Annotated in this window: 22 protein-coding genes; 21 read left to right on the top strand and 1 reads right to left on the bottom strand. The window is 29.6% G+C overall.

The genetic code is table 11. The features are described from left to right. Window positions 1-114 precede the first annotated feature (114 nt). The 14 genes from C7N44_RS01070 to C7N44_RS01005 all read left to right on the top strand — a co-directional run bounded on the left by C7N44_RS01070 (window position 115) and on the right by C7N44_RS01005 (window position 14,017). Complete coding sequence (locus C7N44_RS01070) at window positions 115-1,323, top strand: CCA tRNA nucleotidyltransferase (protein WP_105956296.1); 1,209 nt, start codon at window positions 115-117, stop codon at window positions 1,321-1,323. Between the two features lie 4 nt (window positions 1,324-1,327). After that, the gene (locus tag C7N44_RS01065; RefSeq protein WP_105956072.1) at window positions 1,328-3,226 is read left to right on the top strand and encodes an ABC-F family ATP-binding cassette domain-containing protein; all 1,899 of its coding nucleotides are present in this window, start codon (window positions 1,328-1,330) and stop codon (window positions 3,224-3,226) included. A gap of 11 nt (window positions 3,227-3,237) precedes the next feature. Next, complete coding sequence (locus C7N44_RS01060; protein ID WP_105956071.1) at window positions 3,238-4,188, top strand: thymidylate synthase; 951 nt, start codon at window positions 3,238-3,240, stop codon at window positions 4,186-4,188. A 15-nt stretch (window positions 4,189-4,203) separates the two neighbouring features. Next, window positions 4,204-4,695, top strand: coding sequence for a dihydrofolate reductase (locus tag C7N44_RS01055; protein ID WP_105956070.1), 492 nt, complete (start codon window positions 4,204-4,206; stop codon window positions 4,693-4,695). Between the two features lie 26 nt (window positions 4,696-4,721). Then, window positions 4,722-5,576 (top strand): DegV family protein, encoded by an 855-nt coding sequence (locus C7N44_RS01050; RefSeq protein WP_105956069.1) that lies wholly within the window; start codon window positions 4,722-4,724, stop codon window positions 5,574-5,576. A gap of 50 nt (window positions 5,577-5,626) precedes the next feature. Further along, a complete protein-coding gene (locus C7N44_RS01045; protein ID WP_157945004.1) occupies window positions 5,627-6,475 on the top strand; it encodes a GDSL-type esterase/lipase family protein in 849 nt (282 codons plus the stop codon). 20 nt (window positions 6,476-6,495) lie between these two features. Continuing rightward, window positions 6,496-7,092 (top strand): YpmS family protein, encoded by a 597-nt coding sequence (locus C7N44_RS01040; protein WP_105956067.1) that lies wholly within the window; start codon window positions 6,496-6,498, stop codon window positions 7,090-7,092. Window positions 7,093-7,106: 14 nt separating this feature from the next. Then, window positions 7,107-7,325 carry a YozE family protein gene (locus C7N44_RS01035; protein ID WP_105956066.1) on the top strand — a complete coding sequence of 73 codons (219 nt, stop codon included), beginning with the start codon at window positions 7,107-7,109 and terminating at the stop codon, window positions 7,323-7,325. A 97-nt stretch (window positions 7,326-7,422) separates the two neighbouring features. After that, window positions 7,423-8,274, top strand: coding sequence for a ribosome biogenesis GTPase YlqF (gene ylqF / locus C7N44_RS01030; protein ID WP_105956065.1), 852 nt, complete (start codon window positions 7,423-7,425; stop codon window positions 8,272-8,274). After that, window positions 8,267-9,043 carry a ribonuclease HII gene (locus tag C7N44_RS01025; RefSeq protein WP_105956064.1) on the top strand — a complete coding sequence of 259 codons (777 nt, stop codon included), beginning with the start codon at window positions 8,267-8,269 and terminating at the stop codon, window positions 9,041-9,043. Before ylqF ends, C7N44_RS01025 begins: the two co-directional genes overlap by 8 nt. Before the next feature lie 40 nt (window positions 9,044-9,083). Then, window positions 9,084-9,965 (top strand): DNA-processing protein DprA, encoded by an 882-nt coding sequence (gene dprA / locus C7N44_RS01020; protein WP_105956063.1) that lies wholly within the window; start codon window positions 9,084-9,086, stop codon window positions 9,963-9,965. Window positions 9,966-10,005: 40 nt separating this feature from the next. Next, entirely contained in the window at window positions 10,006-12,108 is a 2,103-nt protein-coding gene (gene topA / locus C7N44_RS01015) for a type I DNA topoisomerase (RefSeq protein WP_105956062.1), read from the top strand. A 55-nt stretch (window positions 12,109-12,163) separates the two neighbouring features. Next, window positions 12,164-13,075: a tyrosine recombinase XerC gene (locus C7N44_RS01010; protein ID WP_105956061.1), complete on the top strand. Its 912-nt coding sequence runs from the start codon at window positions 12,164-12,166 to the stop codon at window positions 13,073-13,075. Window positions 13,076-13,141: 66 nt separating this feature from the next. Further along, a complete protein-coding gene (locus C7N44_RS01005; protein ID WP_105956060.1) occupies window positions 13,142-14,017 on the top strand; it encodes an aldose 1-epimerase family protein in 876 nt (291 codons plus the stop codon). 100 nt (window positions 14,018-14,117) lie between these two features. Here C7N44_RS01005 and plsY read toward each other — a convergent pair whose 3' ends face one another. After that, complete coding sequence (gene plsY, locus C7N44_RS01000; protein WP_105956059.1) at window positions 14,118-14,723, bottom strand: glycerol-3-phosphate 1-O-acyltransferase PlsY; 606 nt, start codon at window positions 14,721-14,723, stop codon at window positions 14,118-14,120. 160 nt (window positions 14,724-14,883) lie between these two features. Between plsY and parE the strand changes: the two genes are divergently transcribed. The 7 genes from parE to C7N44_RS00965 all read left to right on the top strand — a co-directional run bounded on the left by parE (window position 14,884) and on the right by C7N44_RS00965 (window position 23,160). Continuing rightward, the gene (gene parE / locus C7N44_RS00995; protein ID WP_105956058.1) at window positions 14,884-16,857 is read left to right on the top strand and encodes a DNA topoisomerase IV subunit B; all 1,974 of its coding nucleotides are present in this window, start codon (window positions 14,884-14,886) and stop codon (window positions 16,855-16,857) included. Between the two features lie 15 nt (window positions 16,858-16,872). Beyond that, complete coding sequence (parC, locus tag C7N44_RS00990) at window positions 16,873-19,332, top strand: DNA topoisomerase IV subunit A (protein ID WP_105956057.1); 2,460 nt, start codon at window positions 16,873-16,875, stop codon at window positions 19,330-19,332. Between the two features lie 127 nt (window positions 19,333-19,459). Then, window positions 19,460-20,428 (top strand): LysR family transcriptional regulator, encoded by a 969-nt coding sequence (locus C7N44_RS00985; protein ID WP_105956056.1) that lies wholly within the window; start codon window positions 19,460-19,462, stop codon window positions 20,426-20,428. Between the two features lie 21 nt (window positions 20,429-20,449). Continuing rightward, window positions 20,450-21,379: a manganese-dependent inorganic pyrophosphatase gene (locus C7N44_RS00980; protein WP_105956055.1), complete on the top strand. Its 930-nt coding sequence runs from the start codon at window positions 20,450-20,452 to the stop codon at window positions 21,377-21,379. A 141-nt stretch (window positions 21,380-21,520) separates the two neighbouring features. Further along, window positions 21,521-21,958, top strand: coding sequence for a peptide-methionine (R)-S-oxide reductase MsrB (gene msrB, locus C7N44_RS00975; RefSeq protein WP_105956054.1), 438 nt, complete (start codon window positions 21,521-21,523; stop codon window positions 21,956-21,958). A 17-nt stretch (window positions 21,959-21,975) separates the two neighbouring features. Then, window positions 21,976-22,497: a peptide-methionine (S)-S-oxide reductase MsrA gene (msrA, locus tag C7N44_RS00970; RefSeq protein ID WP_105956295.1), complete on the top strand. Its 522-nt coding sequence runs from the start codon at window positions 21,976-21,978 to the stop codon at window positions 22,495-22,497. Window positions 22,498-22,614: 117 nt separating this feature from the next. Beyond that, the gene (locus C7N44_RS00965; RefSeq protein ID WP_157945003.1) at window positions 22,615-23,160 is read left to right on the top strand and encodes a metal-dependent hydrolase; all 546 of its coding nucleotides are present in this window, start codon (window positions 22,615-22,617) and stop codon (window positions 23,158-23,160) included. The last annotated feature ends 52 nt before the right edge of the window (window positions 23,161-23,212 follow it).

Here is a 23,212-nt window from a genome sequence, read left to right as displayed (position 1 = left end):
CTAAAATGTCAAAAGTTACTTTAACTAACATAATAACATAAAAATATAAAACTTTGTAAATAATACTATTTATCTGTTAATATTTATATAGTAAAGATAGGGGTATAAACAATGATAAAGATTAAAAATTTACCTGATGAATTTGAAAAAGCTCGCCCTGTTATGCAGACAATTGAAGAGGCTGGATATGAAGCTTACTTTGTGGGGGGAAGTGTTAGAGATACACTAATAGGCGAAAATATTCATGATGTGGATATTGCTTCTAGTGCCTATCCTGAAGAAATAAAAAGATTATTTAAAAGAACTGTTGATACTGGAATTGAACATGGAACAGTGATGGTTCTTGATAATAAAAAAGGATATGAAATTACAACTTTTAGAACAGAATCCGGTTACCAAGATTATCGTAGACCAGATAAGGTAACATTTGTTCGTTCTTTAAAAGAAGACTTAAAACGACGTGATTTTACGATTAATGCTTTAGCAATGCGCGAAAATGGTGAAGTTACTGATTTATTTGGTGGAATTAAAGATATAGAAAGAAAAATCATTCGAGCTGTTGGTGATCCTAATGAAAGATTTAATGAAGATGCATTAAGAATGATGCGTGCAGTGAGATTTGCTAGTAAATTGGATTTTAATATTGAAAGCGACACTTTTAATGCTATCAAAAGACATAGTTCACTATTAGAAAAAATCGCTATTGAAAGAATTTATGTAGAATTTATTAAGATGATGAAAGGATTAAGACCCAAACAGGGAATTGATGACATGTTAAGCACTGATATGTATTTGCATGTTCCTTTTTTTGATAATTACAGAAAACAATTATCTGACATTTCACATTTGAAAAATCTTAACTTAAATAATGAAGTAGAAGTATGGAGCTTAATTTGTTTTGAATTTAATTTTGGTAAAGAACAAATCAGTAATTTATTGAAAGCTTGGAAAGCTTCTAATGATATTATAAAAAGTACTCAAATTTGTTGTCGTGCATTAAATTCTATTAAAAATGATGAGATGAGTGAATTCCTAATGTATCAAACCGGCAAACATCTTTTAATTGAAGCAAATTACATTGCATCTTTTTATGGATTCTCAATCGACAATGAATTGTTGAAAGATAAATATAATTGTTTACCAATAAAAAATAAAAAACAATTATCAATTAATGGTGGGATTTTAATTAAAAATGGAATTATAAAGCCTGGACCAATGCTTGGCAAAGTACTAGATGAGATTGAAAAACAAGTTATTATTGGCAATATAGATAATGATACTGATGATATAATTAATTTTACAAAACAATATTTGAAAGAGTGATTTTGTGCAAACTTTAAGAGCGGAAAACTTAACTAAAACGTATGGTGAGAAAACACTTTTTAAAGATTTAAATTTCATTATTAAAGAGCACGATCGAATTGGATTAATTGGGACTAATGGTAGTGGTAAAACTTCTTTATTAAATGTTATTTCTGGGTTTGACCATGATTCCACTGGTAATATTATTACTTCCAAGACATATACAATTGGTTATTTGAAGCAAGAGCCAGTGTTGGATGAATCATTGACAGTTCTTGATGCTGTCTTTGCTGGTAGTCAAGATATTTTTAATACAATTAGACATTATGAACATACTTTAGATGTTTATTCGAAACATCCAGAAGATGAAAAAGCAGAGCATCAATATTTGTCTGCTGAAGAAAAAATGAACGAAGAAGATGCTTGGAATGCTGAAAGTGACGTTAAAACTATTTTAACGCAACTTAAAATTAATGATATGAATCAAAAAGTATCAACACTATCAGGTGGTCAAAAACGACGTGTAGGATTAGCGCAAGTATTGATACAATCTCCAGATTTGTTAATTTTAGATGAGCCTACTAATCATTTGGATTTTGATTCTATCGATTGGCTACAAGATTTATTAGCTAAATATAAAGGATCATTACTCTTTGTAACTCATGATCGTTACTTTCTAGATAATATTGCTAATAATATTTGGGAATTATCTTTTGGAAAACTATATGAGTATGAAGGTAATTACGAAAAATATGTACAACAAAAAGCTGAGCGCGTTGATTTTGAAGTTAATGCTGAACATAAAAAGCAACGATTATACAAGCAAGAGTTAGCTTGGATGAAAAAGGGAGCTAAAGCTCGTTCTACTAAGCAACAAGCTCGTATTAATCGTTTTAATGATTTAAAAAATAATGTTGGAAACCTACAAACAGATGAAGATGTTGACATTACCCTTGGTCAACAACGCTTGGGTAAAAAGGTTATTGAATTGAAAGATACTAATTTGACTTTAGATAATAAAAAAATATTAAATGATTTTAGTCTGTTAGTACAACCTAATGAAAGAATTGGTATTAGTGGAGAAAACGGAGCTGGAAAATCATCATTATTAAATGTTATTGCTGGTAAAATTCAGCCAGATAGTGGGGTTGTTGAAATTGGTGAAACTGTTAAAATGGCATATTATACTCAACAAACCGAACCTATTCCTGATGATAAAAGAGTGATTAAATATTTAACGGATGTTGGAGAAAATGTTACTGATAATACTGGAAATAAAATTAGTGTTACTGATTTATTAGAACAATTTTTATTTCCTAAGTTTATGCATGGAACATTGATTCGTAAATTGTCAGGTGGGGAAAAGCGCCGTTTATATTTATTAAAATTATTAATGCAACAACCTAATGTATTGTTACTAGATGAACCTACTAATGACCTGGATATATCGACATTAACAGTTCTTGAAGATTATATTAAAGGCTTTGCTGGAACAGTTATTACAGTTTCCCATGATCGTTACTTCTTAGATAAGGTTTCTAATAAGCTATTAATCTTTGATGGTAACGGTAAAATTGAACAACATGTTGGATTATTTACTGATTATTTAGCTAGTTTGAAAAATGATACTAGCAATAAAACTAATGATAAAAATAATAAAAAATCTAATGAAGATAATAAGTTAAAGAAAAGTAATGCAAATAAGAAAACAAAGCTAACTTATGCTGAACAGATTGAGTTTGATGGGTTAGAAGATGAAATTGATAAATTGGATTCTAAAAGTTCATCTCTTCAATCAGAAATGCAAAACTATGGTGATGACTATGATAAGTTGGCTGATTTACAATCACAAGTTGATAAATTAAACAAACAATCTAATCAAAAAATGCAACGTTGGGAATATTTAAGTCAATTTGCAGAATAGGAGTTTATAGAATGCTTGAAGATACTTATTTGAATTTAGCAAAATACATTTTAAAAAATGGGCATAAAAAAGGAGATCGCACGGGTACTGGAACGATTAGTACATTTGGTTATCAAATGCGTTTTGACTTAAGCCAAGGTTTTCCATTGCTTACAACCAAAAAAGTTCCTTTTGGATTAATTAAAAGTGAACTGCTTTGGTTCTTACATGGACAAACTAATATTAAATATTTATTACAGCATAAGAATCATATTTGGGATGAATGGGCATTTAAATCTTTTGTTGAGTCAAAAGATTATGATGGCCCTGACATGACTAATTTTGGTTTACGTGCAAATGAAGATGAGGAATTTAAAAAAGTTTATTTAGCAGAAAAAAAGAAATTTTGTCAAAAAATTTTAGAGGATGACCAATTTGCTGATAAATATGGTGACTTAGGACTAGTTTACGGAAGTCAATGGCGTCATTGGAAGAAATCTACAGGTGGTACTATTGACCAAATTAAAAATGTTATTAAACAAATCAAAACGAATCCTAATTCTAGAAGACTAATTGTTTCTGCTTGGAATCCAGAAGATATTCCTTCAATGGCATTGCCACCATGTCATACAATGTTTCAATTTTACGTCAATGATGGTAAATTAAGCTGCCAATTATATCAACGCTCAGGTGATGTCTTTTTAGGAGTACCATTTAATATTGCTAGTTATGCACTATTGACATCTTTAATTGCTAAGGAATGTGGATTAAAACCAGGTGATTTTATTCATACTTTGGGCGATGCACATATCTATTCTAATCACATTGAACAAATTGAAACACAACTATCCAGAGAACCTTATCAAGCACCTAAATTGTGGTTGAATCCTGATAAAAAGAGCATTTTTGATTATGATATTAATGATATTAAAGTTATCGATTATAAGCATCATGATCCAATTAAAGCACCAGTTGCAGTTTAAAATGGAGATGATAATATGATTTCTTATTTATGGGCTGAATCAAAAGGCCATATTATTGGTGTAAATGGTAATTTACCTTGGAGATTGCCAGCAGATATGCATTATTTTAAGCAAACGACTACCAATAATATAATATTAGCAGGTGCCAAGACTTACAAAAGCTTTGGTAGACCATTGCCTAATCGTTTAAATGTTGTCCTAACACATCAAGCAGATAATAATTTCCCAGATGAAGTAATGGTTGTTCATGATGTAAATGACTTTTTGAAATTTGCTAATGATAATAAAGATAAAGAAATATTTGTGGTTGGTGGTTCCCAAATATTTAAACTACTGCTTCCATATGTTGATAGACTATACCGTACTTTGATTGATCATGAATTTGATGGTGATACAAAAATGCCTGAAATAAATTATGATAAGTTTAATTTAATTAAAGAAAAATTAGGGAAAGTAGATAGTAAAAATATATATCCACATAAATTTGATGTATTTGAAAGAAAATAATCTAACTTTCAGTGAAGGTGATAGTAATGTCAAAGATTAAAATTGTTACTGATTCAACAGCAGGATTAACCGATGAAGAAATTACTAATTATGATATTAGTATCGTGCCTTTATCAGTTATGATTGATGATACTGTTTACACAGAACGTGAAACTATAACTAATGAAGAATTTTATGAAAAAATGCAAACTTCTAAGGGGCTGCCAAAGACCAGTCAGCCACCTTTAGGAAAATTCATTGAAAAATTTGATAAATTAGGTGCTGATGGTAGTGATGTTTTATCAATAAATTTAGATAGTAAAATTAGTGGAACTTATAAAACCGCTTGTGAAGCAGCTAATTTATCAAAATCTAATGTTAAAGTTATTGACAGCTTAACTACTGATCGTTCATTAGCTTTTCAAGTATTAAAAGCAGCTGAAATGTCAAAACAAGGAAAAAATATGGAAGAAATTATTCAAGCAGTTTATGATGTTCGTAAAAATACGAAACTTTATATGGGCATTTTAAACTTAGACAATATTGTTAAGGGCGGTCGTCTAAAACCATGGGCAGGAACAATATCTAATTTATTAAATATTAAAGTAGTAGTTAAATTAATTAATGGCGATATAACAGTTGATTCTAAAGGTCGTGGCTTGAAATCAATTCATAAATATTTTATTCAATATGTTTATCCTGAAATGAAGGAAACTCTTAAAAACAAAAATATAAAAAATATTGGTATTTCATATGTTGGTTCAACTGATTTCACTAATAAAATCAAAGCTGAAGTAGAATCTATTTGTCCAAATGTCAAAATAGTAATGCGTGAAACTGTACCTATCATAGCAACTTATGGTGGTTTAGGGGCATTTGCTTTAATGTATTATAGTGAATAATATAAATTTTATTTGGAGTGATTAAAACGAAAAGAATATTAAAATATATTTTGCTACTCCTTATTTTATTCATTTTGTTAATATCCGGTTTATATGCATATAAACATTATAATTCATCTAAAAATTATAATTCTAAACAAGTCCTTACTTTTACAGCAATTGGGGATTCTTTAACACAAGGTGTTGGTGACAACAATAATAATGACGGATATGTTAATAGAATCAGAGATAAGTTTGTGAAATTTAAAGATGTTAATTTAAATGTTTATAATTATGGCATTGCTGGACAACGAACTGATCAAATTGATCAAAGAGTTACTAATAATACAAAAGATTTGTCCAACCATATTAAACATTCTAATGCGGTTATTTTAACTGCTGGTGGTAATGATTTATTACAAGCACTACAAAAAAACGCATTAGTTAATGATAAAAATAGATTTGATAAAATTATGAGTGCTGACATTGAAAATTATAAAAATAATCTTGATGGTTTAATTAAGAACATTCGTAATATAAATAACGAAATACCTATTTATATTTTTAGCATATATAATCCATTTTATGTATACTTTCCTAAGGTGCATATAATTGAAGAGTATGTTAATAAATATAATAATATTATTTATAATATAAGTTATAATCATAAGCTAATCCATTTTGTTAATATTAATTCATTATCATATGGACAATACAGGACTAATAACCAAAAAAATAGATTACTCAAATCTAGTGATGATTCTTTTAATCCTTTGTCTTTAGATAGCTTATATGACAATAAAAAAGAATTAAATGAATATTTATCTTCAAAAGATCATTTTCATCCTAACTCATTAGGATATGATTTTATGACTAATCAATTATTTAATGCAATGAAAAAATATAATGAATGGTATTAAAATTCAAGGGGATTATTTAAATGCATAAATCTAGAAAACATAATATTTTTAAATATTTATTTTTTATTTTGATCATATTAATAATATTAGGATTAGGATATTTATGGTTACAAATTCACGATAGTACTGTTAATTCTGTTCAAAATAACAATACCTCTAAGGATGGTACACCTATTGCTGTTCAACTTAATAAAAATCAAATTAATTCCCTTTCTTCTTATTATTTAAAAAACTTTGACAAATATCATAATTCATCGATGAATTATAAATTTATTTTGGATAAGAAAGCTTATATTTATGGGAATATTAAAATTTTAGGATCTAGTGTTAATTATATTTTATCTATGAATCCTAAATTATTAAATGATGGAAATATTGAATTAGATACTCAAAATCTTGAAGTTGGTCGTCTTGATATTCCGGCCAAGTTTGTGATAGCGTATGTTGGTAAAAAATATCATATTCCTAATTGGATAGAACTTAATAGTAAAGAAAGCAAAATTATATTACACATTAATGAATTAGGTGGAAAAAACAAGGTTTCATATCAAGCTAATAAAATTGATATGAATGGTGATGGAGACTTTAGATTTAAAGCATTAGTTCCTAATGATTAATTTGGAGGAGTTTAATGAAAACTTTTTATCAATTTTTGATGACAGAGCGTAATTCTGGTAGTAATGATCCAATTGCTCAATTTGCCAACAATGCATTTTATGATCAATCTTTTCCTAAACAATCAATTTATTATGATGATATTTCTGAATATTTAGAAGAAAACGCAAGTTATTTACCTAGTATGACTATTTTTGATGAAGCTTGGCAAACTTTTAAGGATCACAATAATTAAACAAAAATAAACCTAGATTATGATTTAGGTTTATTTTTTTATGCTAATAAGATAAAAAATATAGTACAATAAAAATTATAGATAGGAGCGAATATATATGATTCAATGGTTTCCAGGACATATGGCTAAAGCCATTCGTCAGTTTGAAGAAAACATTCATTTAGTAGATATTGTTTTTGAGTTAGTAGATGCTAGATGTCCTTTTAGTTCTATTAATCCGGAAGTTGAAAAAATTAGTAAAGATAAGCCGCGTTTAATGATATTAACTAAAAGTGATCTAGCTAATCCTAATATTACTAATCAATGGTTAAGTTATTTTAGAAATAAAGGATATGCTGCTATTTCAGTTGATTCTAAAAATAATACTACGGGTAAATACATCACAAAAGTAGTAAAAGATCTATTAAGAGATAAAATTGCTGCTAGTAAAGATAAAGGCCTTGATAACAAGGCTATTCGGGCAATTTGTGTAGGTGTGCCTAATGTGGGGAAATCAACATTACTAAATCAAATTGTTAAGAGACGCGCTGCTCAAGTCGGTAATCGTGCTGGTGTTACAAAAGGACAACAATGGTTAAAAGCTGGTAATGAATTAGAATTATTGGATACTCCTGGTATTCTATGGCCTAAATTTGAAAACGAAGAAATTGCTAATAAATTAGCTTTAACTGGTGCTATAAAAGACAGTATTTATGCTAGCGATGATGTAGCCTTGTTTGCATTAAAATTCTTTAGACAACATAATCGTGAGGGCTTAATTAAAAGATATCGTTTAACTAAAGAAGATTTGGCATTAAGTGATGTTAATCTATTATTAAAAATAACCAAAAATATTGGAATGCGCGATGATTATGAAAGAGCATCCATGCGTTTAATTTTGGATAGTCGTAAAGGTAAAATAGGTTTGTTTACGTTAGATAGTTTAGATAAGGAAAATCAAAATGAATAATAAATTATCCATTAATGATTTCAAAAAAGTAGTTGATAAAGTTACAACTTTATCGGACGGTATTTTTAATGAGTATAAAGATGATTCTCGTAAAGGAATTCAAGTTGCATTAAATCATAGAATAAATCAATTAAGAAAATTGAAAAAAGATAAATCAGATTTTCAAAAAAGACTTAAATATGAAAAATATTTTTGGAATGAAGGTATTGAATATATTGCTGGAGTAGATGAAGTTGGCAGAGGCCCGTTGGCTGGCCCGGTAGTAACTGCTGCAGTCGTATTACCTCATGACTTTGATGCTTATGAAGTTAATGATTCGAAAAAATTATCACCTAAAAAACGCCTTGAATTATCTAAAATTATTAAACAAAAAGCCTTATATTATAGTATTGGTGTTGCATCAAACAAAATAATTGATAAAATTAATATTTATGAGGCCACTAGATTAGCAATGAAAGATGCAGTTAATGATTTGGATGTTGAGCCTAAAATTGTAATCGTTGATGCAATGAATATTGATATCCCTAATAAACAGGTTAGATTAATTAAGGGTGATGCTAAAAGTGCAAGTGTATCAGCTGCAAGTATTTTGGCTAAGGTATATCGTGATCATTTAATGGATGAGTATGATAAGAAATATCCAGAATATGACTTTATTCATAATGCTGGATATGGAACTAAAAAACACTTAAAAGCACTGAGCAAATATGGTGCAACACCTATTCATCGCAAATCTTTTAAACCGGTTTTAGACTTAACTAATTATTAAATACGTAATTAGTTTAAAACCCCAATTAGGAGATTTTAAAATGAAACTACGTAATTTATTGCTTAAACTAAAACTTACCAGTGGCTTTGGTATTAAATCAGAATATGCATTTTATAAATGGTTAATAAACAAATATAAGATTATACCTAACGAAATTAAATTGAATGCAAAAGATATAGCCAATTCTATTAATCTATCTAATCGATATTATGATAAATTTTGTGAATCTTTTAATAGCGAAAAGGTCGCTGATAGTTTATCTTATCATTTGGAGCATGTTAATTTTATTTCTATTTTGGATGATAATTATCCGCTTGGATTAAAAGAATCATATTTACCACCAATCATTGTTTTTTATTTTGGCGATATTTCTTTAATAGAAAATAAAATGTTAGGTATTGTTGGATCCAGAAACAATACTGATTATTCTGTTAATATTTTAAATATTTTAATTCCTCAAATAGCGAAATCAGATATTGTAGTAGTTTCTGGATTGGCGTATGGGGTTGATAAATTAAGCCATCAGTGTACTATTGCTAATGGGGGAAAAACGGTGGCTGTGATTGGAACTGGGCTAGATATATATTACCCCAAGGAAAATGAGAAGTTGCAGCGTAATATTGCAATCAATCATTTGTTAATTAGTGAATATCCAGTTGGCAGTAAGCCGTTACGTTTTCATTTTCCTGAGAGAAACCGTATTATTGCTGGTTTAGTTGATACATTATTGGTTATAGAAGCAAAAAATAAATCTGGTAGCTTAATTACTGCAAATTTAGCATTGCAAAACAATCGCAATGTTTTAGCGGTTCCTGGAAGAATAGATAGTTTGGCTTCTGTAGGGTGTAATGAGTTAATTCTGGCAGGAACAAAACCAGTTTTATCTGCCAAAGATATTATTGAAGAATTTTATTATAAATAAAATATTTTGATTTAAGATTATAAATTAATGAGGGATATGGATGACTACAAAAACAACTAAAAAGAAAAAAAGAAGATCACCCAAGAAAAAATTAGTTATTGTTGAATCGCCTACTAAAGCTAAAACAATTCAAAAATATCTTGGGAGAACATATCGTGTGATTGCAAGTAAAGGGCATGTTCGTGACTTGCCAAAAAGCAAAATGGGTGTAGATATTGAAAATGAATATTCTCCTCATTACATTTCTATTCGTGGTAAGGGCGATACAATCAAAGAATTACGTTCAGAAGCCAAAAAAGCTAAAAGCGTTTATCTAGCATCTGATCCTGACCGTGAAGGTGAGTCCATTGCTTGGCATTTATCTCATTTATTAGGATTAGATGAAAACAATGAAAATCGAGTTGCCTTTCATGAAATTACTAAAGATGCGGTTAAAGAAGCGTTTAAGCATCCTCGCACGATTGATATGAGCTTAGTAGATGCTCAACAAGCTCGTCGAGTATTAGACCGTTTAGTTGGTTACTCAATATCACCACTATTATGGAAAAAGGTTAAAAAAGGTTTGAGTGCTGGCCGTGTTCAATCAATAGCATTATGGTTGATTATTCAAAGAGAACGTGAAATAAAGAAATTTGTTCCTAAAGAATATTGGACCATTGATGCTGATATGAAAAAAGATAGTGATGATTTTAAAGCTAATTTCTATGGTTTGAATGATAAAAAAACTGAAATTCATGATAATGAAGAAGTAAAGTCAATTTTAAATAAAATTGATAAAAGAAAGCCCTTTGACGTTACCAGTGTTATTAAGAAAGAGCGTAAGCGTCAACCACAACAACCGTTTACAACTAGTACAATGCAACAAGATGCTAATAATAAATTAAACTTCAAAACTGGAAAAACAATGATGAATGCTCAACAGTTATATGAAGGAATTAATATTGGTAAAGAGGGTAATCAAGGTTTGATTACTTATATGAGGACTGACTCTACTAGAATTTCTATGGTTGCTAAACATGAAGCATCTAATTTCTTACATGAAAATTATGGAGCTCAATATGCAGCAGTTAAGCCAATTAAAGGTAAATTGCCTGAAGGAGCTCAGGATGCCCATGAAGCTATTCGCCCTACCTCAGTTCATCGAACACCTTCTAGTTTAAAAAAATATTTAAGTAATGATCAATATAAGCTTTATAACTTGATATGGTGTCGCTTTTTAGCAAGTCAAATGACTCCAGCTGTTATGGATACTATGACTGTTAATATGAATCAGAATGGTGTCGATTTTAGAGCAAACGGATCTAAGCTAAAATTTGATGGATTCCTAAAGGTTTATAAACGAGGTAAAGAAAAAGATAACATATTACCCGATATTAAAAACGGTGATCAAGTTAAAATGTTGAAGGATAATCCTGATCAACATTTTACTCAACCACCTGCAAGATATAGTGAAGCTAAGTTGATTCATGCGCTTGAACAAAATGGTGTTGGTCGTCCATCAACATATGCACCAACCCTTGGTACAATTCAACGTCGTTATTATGTAAAATTAGTTGGTCGTAAGTTTGAACCGACTGAACTAGGTGAAATTGTTAATGATATTATTGAAAAGTACTTTCCTGATGTTATTAACATAGACTTTACGGCTGATTTGGAAAACAACCTTGACGAGATAGAAGAAGCTAAGCAAAATTGGATCAAGGTAGTGGATATGTTCTATAAACCATTTGCCAAAGAAGTTTCAAATGCTGAAAAAAATATGGAAGATGTGCAAATTAAAGATGAGCCAGCAGGATATAATTGTGAAATCTGTGGTGCTCCAATGGTTATTAAAATGGGGCGTTATGGTAAATTTTATGCATGCTCTCGTTTCCCAGATTGTCGTAACACAGAAGCCATAGTTAAGAAAATTGGGGTTACTTGTCCTAAATGTAAAAAGGGCGATGTTATTGAACGTAAATCTAAGAAAAATAGAATCTTTTATGGTTGTTCAAGATATCCCGATTGTGATTTTGTTACTTGGAATAAGCCAATTGGGAGAAATTGTCCTAAAGATGGTGAATATTTAGTTGAGAAAAAAGTTAAAGGCGGCATTCAAGTTGTTTGCCCTAATGGTGACTATAAAGAGGATGTCCAAAAATAATAATGTAGCTCTTAATACACTTAAGAGCTCTTTTTATTAGATTGAGTGATTAAAAATGAAAAAGTATGATGATGCAAAATTAATTAATTGGTTTATGGAATATATAAAAGATGAACGACAATATTCTGATAATACAGCCATCGCTTACAAAAATGATATAGATCAATTTGTTAATGGAATGCATGATAATGATCGCAAACTGTTACAAATAGATGATTTAGATGTTGAAACTTATTTAAATCATCTTCGCAAAAATGATGATAGTAGAAATACTATCTCCAGAAAAATATCATCTTTAAGCTCATTTTATAATTTTATTATGAAGAATGAGTTAATTAATGAAAATCCTTTTAGTTTTGTTAATTTAAAAAGACATAGTGGACATTTACCTAGATTCCTTTATCAACAGGAATTATTTGAGTTATTCAAAGGAGCCAAATTAGGTAATAATAAGATGTTAAATTATCGTAATTATGCTTTGTTGGAAGCTCTTTATGATACAGGAATGCGTGTTAGTGAATGTGCTAACTTGTCTTATGATGAAATTGATTTCGAAAATAAGATTATCACTGTTATTGGTAAGGGAAATAAACAAAGATATTTACCATTTGGAAAATATCTGATTCAATCCCTAGATGATTACGCTAAGTATTGTCGTAATCCTTTGATGCATAAGTATAATCAAAACCATAATTTTGTTTTTGTTAACCAATATGGAAAACACATCACTAGTCGTGGAATTGAATATGCCATGAATGAAATTATAAGAAACACTTCATTGACAACTAAAATTCATCCGCACATGTTACGTCATACATTTGCTACTGAAATGCTTAATAATGGTGCTGATTTAAGAACTGTACAAGAATTATTGGGTCATAGTAGTTTATCAACAACTCAAATATATACGCATGTTACTAGTGATAATTTGTTAAAAAACTATAACAAATTTTTCCCTAGGGCTTAGTATTTGTTTTATTTTTAATTATTTTTATTGTAAAATTAATATATTACGAATTTTCGGAGGGTTATGATGCTAGTTAATTTAGGTAATGAGTACTTGAATGTCATAATCAACACAAAAGGTGCTGAAGTTACAAGTATAAAGAATGATCAAAACATTGAATATATTTGGCAAGCAGATAGTAATTTTTGGGGTAGACATGCACCAATTTTATTTCCGATAGTGGGTCGCTTAAAAAATGACAAATATGAATATAATGGGCAAATTTATTCTATGGGTCAACATGGATTTGCTAGGGAAATGGAGTTTGAAATTGTTAAGAAAACTAATGATTCCGTTACAATGCAATTAAAATCAAATGCAGCAACATTAAAAATGTATCCCTTTGATTTCACTTTGAAAATTAATTATCTATTATCTGATTCTGAATTAAAAATTAACTTAAGTGTTACTAACGATGGTAAAAATGAAATGCTATTTTCAATAGGAGCACATCCAGCATTTAATGTTCCTTTAGGTAACCTGGCTGAGAAAAATTATGATGAATATTATATTAATGTTTCTCCAAACAAAATTTATAAACAGATTCCTTTTAAAGCACCTTATATTGACTTAAGAAATGCTTATGATATTAATTTGTATAAGCCGCTGCAATTAAAGCATGAAATTTTTTATGATGATGCTAAAATTATTAAAATAGATGATAATAAAGTGATGTGTCGTTTAGGAAACCAAAACTTTAATCATGGAGTTGAAGTTAAAGCTAATAATCCAGAATATGCTGGACTATGGTCAGCTAACAATGCATCATTTGTTTGCTTAGAACCATGGTGGGGAGTTGCTGATGATATAAATGCTGACGGTATTTTATCTCATAAGAATGGCATAAAACATTTATTATCTGAACAAACGTTTAATACTGATTATTCGATTAGAATTTTTTAAAGAAGCCATTTTATTAAAAGGTTTCTTTTTTTATTATATTGTATAAATTAAAAGTTACTTTAACTAAACATAATAAAAACAAATAACCCTAAAAATAAGGTTATTTGTTTTTATTATTATATATCAAACCAAAAGGGACTAAGTTTTCATTTCCATCTTTAATTCTAATAATATTCTTTCTATGTCTAATAAAAATAAAGATGGTTAATAATAAACCGATTGTACCCAGCCATGGATCTTTATCTAGAAACAATAAAATTACAATTAATGGAAATGAAATCATGCTTGCCAAACTTACCATACTTGTTATATAAGTAAATGATAATTCAAAAATACATGCACATAAAAATAATACTGGATGAATAGCTAGTAACATTCCAGCACTAGTTGCAACGGCTTTTCCACCTTTAAATTTATCAAAGATTGAAAATGTATGACCTACAATTGCAAATAAGCCAAAAATGATAGGTGATATATTTACATTGAAAAGTAAAGGCAATGAAGTTGCTATTGTTCCCTTTAATATATCTATAATCATAACAACAGTACCTGCTTTTTTGCCTAATACTCTATAGGTATTTGTTGTACCAATATTACCCGATCCATGTTTTCTAACGTCAACATTGAAGAACCATTTTCCAATCCATATACCACTAGGAATGGAACCTAGCAAGTATGCAATTACCAATAAAATAACTAGTTTCAAATTTTTTCCTCCATAAATATATTATTATTTCATTTTACCATTTATATTTATTATGACAACTTTATAAATGAGAACAAATGTTCTTAATTATACTTATTACCCTTTAAAATGCATATTAAATAAGGTAATATATTATATTGTAGTAAAGGAGTGTTTTGTAATGCCTAAAGATACACAGAATTATGATGACTCTTCAATCCAAGTTTTAAAGGGATTAGAAGCAGTTAGAAAACGTCCTGGAATGTATATTGGTTCTACTGATAGTAAGGGGCTACATCATTTAGTATATGAAATCGTTGATAATGCAGTTGATGAAGCATTAGCTGGTTTTGGTGACGAAATTGACGTTACAATTCATCCAGATAATAGTATTACGGTTGTAGATCATGGTCGTGGTATGCCAGTGGGAATGCATTCTTCTGGTAAGCCTACGCCTGAAGTCATTTTTACTATATTGCATGCTGGGGGAAAATTCTCAGAAAATGGTGGATATAAAACTTCTGGTGGTTTGCATGGAGTTGGTTCTAGTGTTGTAAATGCACTTTCAACCAATTTAAGTGTGTCTATTGTCCGTGATGGATATAAATATGAAGAAGATTTTAAAGATGGTGGTCATCCAGTAGGAACTTTAAGAAATATTGGTAAAACAAATGACCATAGTGGTACTACTGTTACTTTTAAACCCGATAATAGTATTTTTACAACAACTATTTTTAACTATAATATTTTAAAACAACGTTTAAGAGAATCTGCATTTTTATTAAATGGGATTAAAATTAATTTGTCCGATGAAAGAAGTGGACAAGAACAAAAAGATACATTCCATTATGAAGATGGAATTAAAGAATTTGTTGCTTACTTAAATGAAGATAAGCATACATTAGGCGACAACATTATGTATTTTGATGGTAAAAAAGATGGTGTTGAAGTTGAGGTAGCTGCCCAATATAACGATGGTTATACTGAAAATACTTTGTCTTTTGTTAATAACGTACGTACTAAAGATGGTGGAACTCATGAATCCGGATTTAGAAGTGCTTGGACAAAATCTTTTAATGAATTTGCTCGAAAAGTTAAATTATTGAAACCAAAAGAAAAAAATCTAGATGGTTCAGATGTTAGAGAAGGGCTATCATCGGTTATTTCTATTAAGGTACCTGAAGAAATGCTTCAATTTGAAGGTCAAACTAAAGAAAAGTTGGGAAGCCCTGAGGTACGTTCAATTGTTGATAATGTAGTTTCTGAACAGTTGGGGTACTATTTAATGGAAAATGGTGAGTTTGCACAAAGCTTAGTTCAAAAATCATTGAGAGCGCGTAAAGCCCGTGAAGCTGCACGTAAAGCCCGTGATGAAAGTCGAAGTGGCAAAAAGCATCATAAAAAAGAGCGATTGTTATCTGGTAAATTAACACCTGCTCAATCTAAAGATGTTTCAAAAAATGAATTATTCCTAGTGGAAGGTGATTCTGCTGGTGGTTCAGCAAAACAAGGTCGTGATCGTAAACATCAAGCCATTTTGCCTTTAAGGGGTAAAGTTTTAAACACTGAACGTGCTAAATTAGACGATGTGTTAAAAAATGAAGAAATTAGTACCATGATTTATACAATCGGAGCTGGAGTTGGTCCTGAATTTAACATTAAGGATGCTAATTATGACAAAATCATTATTATGACTGATGCTGATGATGATGGTGCTCATATTCAAATTTTATTATTAACATTCTTTTACAAATATATGCGTCCAATGATTGAACAAGGAAGGGTTTATATTGCATTGCCTCCATTGTTTAAAATTCAACAAAAGCAAGGTCGTAGTAACAAAGTTGATTATGCTTGGACCAATGATGAAATGGATGAAAAATTAAAAAACTTTGGTAAACATCCATCATTACAACGTTTTAAAGGTCTTGGTGAAATGAATGCTGATCAGTTATGGGAAACTACTATGGATTCTGATAATAGAACTTTAATTCAAGTAAATATTGATGATGCAGCATTAGCTGAAAAGAGAGTTACTACTTTAATGGGTGATAAAGTGGAACCACGTCGTGAATGGATTGAAAAAAATGTTGAGTTTAATCTTGAGGAAGATGGAAGTATTTTGGATAAAACTAAGAAAGAAGAAACTGAATAAAGGAGGTTAGTTTAGTTGGACAAAAAATCAATTATTGAAAAATTAACCCTAGAACAAATTATGAGTGAACGGTTTAGTCGTTATTCTAAATCAATTATTCAAGAAAGAGCTTTACCAGATATTAGGGATGGATTGAAACCAGTTCAACGTCGTATCCTTTATGCAATGAATAAAGATGGTAATACTTATGATAAAGGATTTAGAAAATCAGCTAAATCAGTTGGTAATGTAATGGGTAATTTTCATCCACATGGTGATAGCTCGATTTATGAAGCTTTAGTTAGAATGAGTCAAGACTGGAAATTACGTGAACCATTAATTGAAATGCATGGGAATAATGGTTCCATGGATGGAGATCCTGCAGCTGCTATGCGTTACACAGAAGCTCGTTTAAGTAAAATTTCATCTGAAATGTTACGTGATATTGATAAGGATACAGTTGATTGGGTACCCAATTTTGATGATACTGAAGAAGAACCCACTGTATTACCATCACGTTTCCCTAACTTGTTAGTTAATGGTGCTACTGGTATTTCTGCAGGATATGCAACTGAAATTCCTCCTCATAATTTATCAGAAGTATTAGATGCTTTAATATATTTACAAAAGCATCCTGATGCATCTTTAGATGAACTAATGCAATTTATCAAGGGTCCTGATTTCCCTGTTGGTGGGATTGTTCAAGGCTTAGATGGAATTAAAAAGGCTTATCAAACTGGTCGTGGAAAAATTGTTATTCGTTCCAAGACCAGTACTGAACAATTACGTGGTAATAAATCACTTATCCGTGTTACTGAAGTTCCTTATGATGTTAATAAGTTACAAATGGTTAAGCAAATTGATGAAATTAGAATTAACAAAAAAATTGATGGAATTGCAGAAGTTCGAGATGAAAGTGATCGTAATGGTCTTTCGATTGCAATCGAACTAAAAAGAGATGTCGATGTTCAAGGTATTTTAAATTATTTATTTAAGAATACAGACTTACAAGTTAACTATCATTTTAATGTAGTTGCTATTAATCATATGCGTCCTGAAAGATTACCATTAAAAACAATTTTAAAATCTTATCTTGGATATCAACGAAATGTCATTACTAACAGAACAAAGTTTGATTTAAAAAATGCAATGAATCGTCAACATATTGTTAATGGTCTTATTAAAGCATTGTCTATTTTAAGCAAGGTAATTAAAACAATTAGATCAAGTAAGAATCGAAAAGATGCTTGCCAAAATTTAGTTAAAGAATATGACTTTTCTAATAAGCAAGCTGATGCAATTGTTAAATTACAACTTTATCGTTTAACTAATACTGATGTTACTGAACTGCAAGAAGAAAATGATAAATTGAGTAAAGATATTATTGAATATAATACAATCATAAATGATCCTAATGAATTAGATAAAGTATTGACTAAGGAATTTAAACAAATTCAAAAAGATTATGGGAATTCTCGTCGTACTAAAATTGAGGAACATGTACAAGAACTTAAGATTAGTAAAAATATTACTGTGCCGGATGAAGATGTAATTGTTTTAGTTAGTCATGATGGATACCTAAAACGTAGTAGTATTAGATCTTATAAAGCTTCTGATGTTGAAGAAAATGGACTCAAAGAAGATGATTATCCAATCTTTTCATCTGAAATGAGTACTTTGGATCACATATTTATGTTTACCAATAAAGGTCATTTAATATATCGACCTGTTCATGAAATAGCTGAGGCTAAATGGAAAGAAACTGGTGAACATATTTCTCAAACGATTGGTTTAGACAATGATGAACAAATCATAAATATTTTTACTTTTAATTCGCTTAAAGAGTCAGGTAAGTTTTTAATTGCAACTAGCGATGGCTATATTAAGCAAACAGAATTTAGTAAGCTATTACCAGGTCGTACTTATCGTTCTCATGCAACTATGTATGAAAAACTTAAGAATAATGATGCAAGAGTTGTTAATGTTAAGTATGTAGGTAAAAATGATAATCCAGAAGTTGTACTTATATCTAATGTTGGCTTAGCAACTAGATTTGAACTTGCAGAAGTTTCAATTAATGGTGCAAGAACCACTGGAGTTAAATCTATGGAACTTAGAGACAATGAACGCGTTGTTAATTGCCAATTAGTTAATGATAATGATACGTTAGCTATGATTACTCAACGTGGATTTTACAAAAATATGTTATCTATGGATATTCCTTTAGCAAGTCGTGGCCGTAGAGGAGTACAAGTTCTAAAACCATTAAAACGTAATGCTCATGAAGTAGTCGACTTTATAAAACTTGCTAAAATTGAGAATGAGTTTAGTCCAATCAGAATATTTACTGATCGTAATAGACATCATGATATTATTCCAAATGATCATCCTATTAATGAAAGACAATCAAATGGATCTGCTATTATTGATTTAGATCATGAGGGGATGCCAGTAAAAATGAAAATACTTAATCCTAATTTTGTTAATAGTAAATAGTTTTATATAAAAGTAAATGTTTATCATCATGATAAAATTATTGTTATTTATAATTTTATAGTTTATCATTGTAGTTTGAATCATATGACTATAATAATTTGTTATCATTAAAAATTAGGAGTAAGTTATGAAAAAGACTAGACAAGAAAATATTTTTTCATCTAAAACATTAACGTATTTTTTGCAATTAGCAGATACTATGAATTATACCCAAGCTGCACAGATTTTAGGAATAACTCAACCTGCACTAACTCAACAAATTAAGAAACTAGAGAAAACAATTGGCTCACCATTGTTTTATTCTATTGGTAAAAAGCTTAAATTATCTTCAGCCGGCAATATTATGCTTAAATCAACAAAGGAAATTTATAGCATTTTAAATGAGACAGCCGATGAAATTGAACAATCTAATAGTGCAACTAGTGGAGAAATTAACATTGGTGTATTGTCATCAATTCAAGATAAGGTTCTCGAAGATTTTAGCATTGAAATGTATAAAGAGAATCCCTCTTTAACAATTAATCTTCGTATGTTAACTCGTAAAGAAATTTGGGAATCTTTAGAAAATAACCAAATTGATTTAGCGATTATGTATTTGCCAGACTCATCCATTAAAAATTGGAAACCTTACGAAGCTAAGAAAATCATTAGTGATGATTTAATGTTTATTCATCATAATAATAAATTATCAAAAAATAGTAAGGTTAGATTTCAAGATACTCTAGATACTCGCTGGGTTACTTATCCAGAAGGATATTTCTTAGACTTTATTCTAAAGGAACAGTTTAAAAATCAATTGGTAGATTTACCTACGAGTGCTGCTCGTTTTACAACACCGAACCAAATTTTAAAATTTGCGTTAAAAACAGGGTCTAACACGGCTTTACCTAGCTCATTTATGATTGACAAAGATGTTAATAAAATGGAAAATGTAGATACATGGGTTTCTAAAATGACCCCCAATATTAAGTTTGATTTAGCGTTTGTTTATCGTAAAAACAAGCGTCTAATTCCTCGTATTGGTAATTTCCTAGATCAATTTGATAAGTATTTGGAAGAAAAAGATTATTTATCTAGACTTAAGGAAAAAAATTAAAATTTTAAAGGGGATTTTTTAATGGCTAAAGAATTAGTTTTTGGACATCAAAGTCCAGATACAGACGCAATTTGTGCTGCTATTGAATACGCATATTTACAAGAAAGATTAGGTTATGATGTTGAAGCTGTAGCTTTAGGAGAACCTAATGAAGAAACAAAATTTGTTTTAAATCAATTTAATCAAAAAGCTCCTCGTGTTATTAAAGAAGCTAAGCCAGAAGTTGATTCAGTTATGTTAGTTGATCATAATGAACCACAACAAAGTGTTTCTGATATCGATAAATTAAATGTTACTCACGTTGTTGATCATCATCGTATTGCTAATTTTAATACTGAAAAGCCATTATTCTATCGTGCAGAACCTGTTGGTTGTGTAAGTACTGTTTTATTTGAAATGTTTAACGAAAAGTCAGTTGAAATTCCTGAAAAAATTGCTGGATTAATGTTATCAGCAATTATTTCAGACACTTTATTATTGAAGTCACCTACAACTACTGATGTTGATAAAAATGCAGTAAAAACATTAGCTAAAATTGCTAATGTTGATTATGAAGATTATGGTATTAAAATGTTAAAAGCTGGTACTAATGTTGATGCTAGATCTGATAAAGATTTAATTGATGGTGATGCTAAGTCATTTACAATGGGTGGCAAAGCTATTCGTATTGATCAAATTAACACTGTTGATTTAAATGATGTTTTAAAACGTAAAGATGATTTGAAAAAAGCTATGAAATCGGAATCAGATTCTGAGGGATATGATTTATTCCTAGTTATTGCTACTAATGTTTTAGATAGTAATTCAGAATTATTAGTTGTTGGAGAGCCTAAAGATGCTGTTGAGAAGGCTTTCAATGGTAAACTTTCTGAAGACGATACAATTTCTTTACCTGGTGTTGTATCAAGAAAGAAACAAGTTGTACCACCATTAACTGATATTTTATATTAATGTTTTTCTAGAGATACTCCTTAAGTATTTTAAATTCTTAAGGAGTATTTTTTATTCATTAAACTTGCATTATATATATAATTGAGTATTATATAATATATGTCGTACAAGATATATTCTTTTGCTAAGGAGTTGTTACTTATGACTAAATATAATAAAGAAGATTTGAAGAGTGTATTAACCGATGAACAATATAATGTAACCCAAAATGCTGGTACTGAAATGCCATTTACAAATAAATATGATGATTTTTTTGAGGATGGATTATATGTTGATATTGTTTCTGGAGAACCACTTTTTACATCTAGAGATAAATACAATTCTGGTTGTGGATGGCCAGCCTTTACTAAACCAGTTGATCAAAAAAATATTAACAGTAACTTAGATACATCACATGGTATGGTTAGAAATGAAGTTAAGAGTAGTAAGGCAGATTCTCATTTAGGACATGTTTTTCCTGATGGTCCTAAGGATAAAGGGGGATTAAGATACTGTATAAACTCTGCATCATTAAAATTCATCCCAGTAGATCAATTAGAGAATTCAGGGTACGGAGAATATTTAGATATTTTTAAATAAGGAAGAGGCTTTAAATGATGAATAAAGACACTGCAATTTTTGCTGGCGGATGTTTCTGGTGCATGGTTGAGCCATTTGATCAACAACCAGGAATTGAAAAAGTAGTTTCTGGATATACAGGTGGACATGTTCCAAATCCAACTTATGAAGAAGTATGTTCACATACAACTGGTCATACTGAAGCAGTTGAAATAACTTTTGATCCTTCAATAGTTTCTTACAAACAATTAGTAGATATTTATTGGAGACAAACAGATCCAACAGATGCTTCTGGTCAATTTCAAGATCGAGGAGACAGCTATCGTCCAGTTATTTTCGTCAATAGTGATGAGCAAAGACAAATTGCTGAACAATCCAAAGAAGATTTGACGAATAGTGGGATGTTTGATGACCCGATAGTTACCAAAATTGAAGATGCCAAACCATTTTATCCTGCTGAAGAATATCACCAAGATTTCTATAAGAAAAATCCATTAAGAAATCAAATTGAAGAACTTGGTGGACGTCAACAATTCAAAGATACTAAATGGAAAAAATAGAAAAGATTAAGAGCTTAATTTAAGAGCTCTTTTTTATTATTTGTTAAAAATAAATAGTTACTTTAACCAAAAAAATATGATAAAATAAAAAAAGAAAAACAAAAGGAAAGATTATTTTTGGCTTTAAGAAGAACACACGTTGCTTTATCAGAAGCAATTACATTAGGTTATATAAATATAGAACACCAGTCATTATTAATATCAGGAGCAGAAATAATTGGTATATGGATTGGCGCACAATTACCAGATATTGATCAAAAACAGACTAGAATAAATAAAAAAATTGGAATGGCAGCTAAACCAATGACCTGGTGGGGTCACAGAACATGGTCACATACAATATGGATATTACTTTTATTATTTTTTGTATCATATTATCTATCTAATAATGCTTATTTAAATGGACAATTCCTTTTTAACAATCCATTTTTATTATTTTTATATTATGGTATTTCTTTTGGCACCTTATTACATATAGTTGAAGATTCCTTCTCAGTTGAAGGTGTCCGATGGTTTTATCCATTTGATAAAAGTATTAATGTCCGTAAAAAAAGTCCTTTTAGATATAAAGTTGGTGGCAAAAAAGAAAATTTAATATTATTTATTTCTATATTGATGATTATATTTAACTTGTTAATATATGTCATAAATTTTGACTACTAAGCATGCTAAACGCATGCTTTTTTATTTTTAACAATAAAAAGCGAACGTTATT

Origin of the sequence: Apilactobacillus quenuiae (assembly GCF_002994005.1) — a bacterium.
Taxonomy (GTDB): Bacteria; Bacillota; Bacilli; order Lactobacillales; family Lactobacillaceae; genus Apilactobacillus; species Apilactobacillus quenuiae.
This window is presented reverse-complemented; position numbering and strand designations above follow the sequence as displayed.

What these genes read in the sequence shown, in the direction of transcription:
- msrB (WP_105956054.1), top strand. Translation starts at nt 21,521, where the DNA reads ATGACTAAATATAATAAAGAAGATTTGAAGAGTGTATTAACCGATGAA.
- topA (WP_105956062.1), top strand. Translation starts at nt 10,006, where the DNA reads ATGACTACAAAAACAACTAAAAAGAAAAAAAGAAGATCACCCAAGAAA.
- C7N44_RS01055 (WP_105956070.1), top strand. Translation starts at nt 4,204, where the DNA reads ATGATTTCTTATTTATGGGCTGAATCAAAAGGCCATATTATTGGTGTA.
- C7N44_RS01050 (WP_105956069.1), top strand. Translation starts at nt 4,722, where the DNA reads ATGTCAAAGATTAAAATTGTTACTGATTCAACAGCAGGATTAACCGAT.
- parE (WP_105956058.1), top strand. Translation starts at nt 14,884, where the DNA reads ATGCCTAAAGATACACAGAATTATGATGACTCTTCAATCCAAGTTTTA.
- dprA (WP_105956063.1), top strand. Translation starts at nt 9,084, where the DNA reads ATGAAACTACGTAATTTATTGCTTAAACTAAAACTTACCAGTGGCTTT.
- C7N44_RS00985 (WP_105956056.1), top strand. Translation starts at nt 19,460, where the DNA reads ATGAAAAAGACTAGACAAGAAAATATTTTTTCATCTAAAACATTAACG.
- C7N44_RS01005 (WP_105956060.1), top strand. Translation starts at nt 13,142, where the DNA reads ATGCTAGTTAATTTAGGTAATGAGTACTTGAATGTCATAATCAACACA.
- ylqF (WP_105956065.1), top strand. Translation starts at nt 7,423, where the DNA reads ATGATTCAATGGTTTCCAGGACATATGGCTAAAGCCATTCGTCAGTTT.
- msrA (WP_105956295.1), top strand. Translation starts at nt 21,976, where the DNA reads ATGAATAAAGACACTGCAATTTTTGCTGGCGGATGTTTCTGGTGCATG.
- C7N44_RS01025 (WP_105956064.1), top strand. Translation starts at nt 8,267, where the DNA reads ATGAATAATAAATTATCCATTAATGATTTCAAAAAAGTAGTTGATAAA.
- C7N44_RS00980 (WP_105956055.1), top strand. Translation starts at nt 20,450, where the DNA reads ATGGCTAAAGAATTAGTTTTTGGACATCAAAGTCCAGATACAGACGCA.
- C7N44_RS01010 (WP_105956061.1), top strand. Translation starts at nt 12,164, where the DNA reads ATGAAAAAGTATGATGATGCAAAATTAATTAATTGGTTTATGGAATAT.
- C7N44_RS01060 (WP_105956071.1), top strand. Translation starts at nt 3,238, where the DNA reads ATGCTTGAAGATACTTATTTGAATTTAGCAAAATACATTTTAAAAAAT.
- C7N44_RS01035 (WP_105956066.1), top strand. Translation starts at nt 7,107, where the DNA reads ATGAAAACTTTTTATCAATTTTTGATGACAGAGCGTAATTCTGGTAGT.
- C7N44_RS01040 (WP_105956067.1), top strand. Translation starts at nt 6,496, where the DNA reads ATGCATAAATCTAGAAAACATAATATTTTTAAATATTTATTTTTTATT.